Below are 1596 nucleotides of genomic sequence, written 5' to 3' on the forward strand. Positions count from 1 at the left end.
TTCCGTTTTATTCCTTAGAAAGGAGGTGATCCAGCCGCAGGTTCTCCTACGGCTACCTTGTTACGACTTCACCCCAGTCATCTGTCCCGCCTTAGGCGGCTCCCTCCATAAAGGTTAGGCCACCGACTTTGGGCGTTACAAACTCCCATGGTGTGACGGGCGGTGTGTACAAGGCCCGGGAACGTATTCACCGCGGCATGCTGATCCGCGATTACTAGCGATTCCGACTTCGTGTAGGCGAGTTGCAGCCTACAGTCCGAACTGAGAACGGCTTTAAGAGATTAGCTTACTCTCGCGAGTTTGCGACTCGTTGTACCGTCCATTGTAGCACGTGTGTAGCCCAGGTCATAAGGGGCATGATGATCTGACGTCGTCCCCACCTTCCTCCGGTTTGTCACCGGCAGTCTCACTAGAGTGCCCAACTTAATGCTGGCAACTAGTAACAAGGGTTGCGCTCGTTGCGGGACTTAACCCAACATCTCACGACACGAGCTGACGACGACCATGCACCACCTGTCATTGCGTCCCCGAAGGGAACGCCTTATCTCTAAGGTTAGCGCAAGATGTCAAGACCTGGTAAGGTTCTTCGCGTAGCTTCGAATTAAACCACATGCTCCACCGCTTGTGCGGGCCCCCGTCAATTCCTTTGAGTTTCAACCTTGCGGTCGTACTCCCCAGGCGGAGTGCTTAATGCGTTAGCTCCGGCACTGAAGGGCGGAAACCCTCCAACACCTAGCACTCATCGTTTACGGCATGGACTACCAGGGTATCTAATCCTGTTCGCTACCCATGCTTTCGAGCCTCAGCGTCAGTTGCAGACCAGACAGCCGCCTTCGCCACTGGTGTTCTTCCATATATCTACGCATTCCACCGCTACACATGGAGTTCCACTGTCCTCTTCTGCACTCAAGTCGCCCGGTTTCCGATGCACTTCTTCGGTTAAGCCGAAGGCTTTCACATCAGACCTAAGCAACCGCCTGCGCTCGCTTTACGCCCAATAAATCCGGATAACGCTTGCCACCTACGTATTACCGCGGCTGCTGGCACGTAGTTAGCCGTGACTTTCTGGTTGGATACCGTCACTGCGTGAACAGTTACTCTCACGCACGTTCTTCTCCAACAACAGAGCTTTACGAGCCGAAACCCTTCTTCACTCACGCGGTGTTGCTCCATCAGGCTTGCGCCCATTGTGGAAGATTCCCTACTGCTGCCTCCCGTAGGAGTATGGACCGTGTCTCAGTTCCATTGTGGCCGATCAGTCTCTCAACTCGGCTATGCATCATCGCCTTGGTAAGCCGTTACCTTACCAACTAGCTAATGCACCGCAGGTCCATCCCAGAGTGATAGCCAAAGCCATCTTTCAAACAAAAGCCATGTGGCTTTTGTTGTTATGCGGTATTAGCATCTGTTTCCAAATGTTATCCCCCGCTCCGGGGCAGGTTACCTACGTGTTACTCACCCGTCCGCCACTCACTGGTGATCCATCGTCAATCAGGTGCAAGCACCATCAATCAGTTGGGCCAGTGCGTACGACTTGCATGTATTAGGCACACCGCCGGCGTTCATCCTGAGCCAGGATCAAACTCTCATATAAAA

Annotated in this window: 1 rRNA gene; it reads right to left on the minus strand. The window is 53.4% G+C overall.

Annotation, left to right across the window (positions count from 1 at the left end):
- Positions 1 to 18: 18 nt before the first annotated feature.
- Positions 19 to 1594 (minus strand): 16S ribosomal RNA (locus LMC10_RS09830).
- Positions 1595 to 1596: the final 2 nt, after the last annotated feature.

Origin of the sequence: Limosilactobacillus reuteri subsp. simiae (assembly GCF_020784875.1) — a bacterium.
Classification (GTDB): Bacteria; Bacillota; Bacilli; order Lactobacillales; family Lactobacillaceae; genus Limosilactobacillus; species Limosilactobacillus reuteri_H.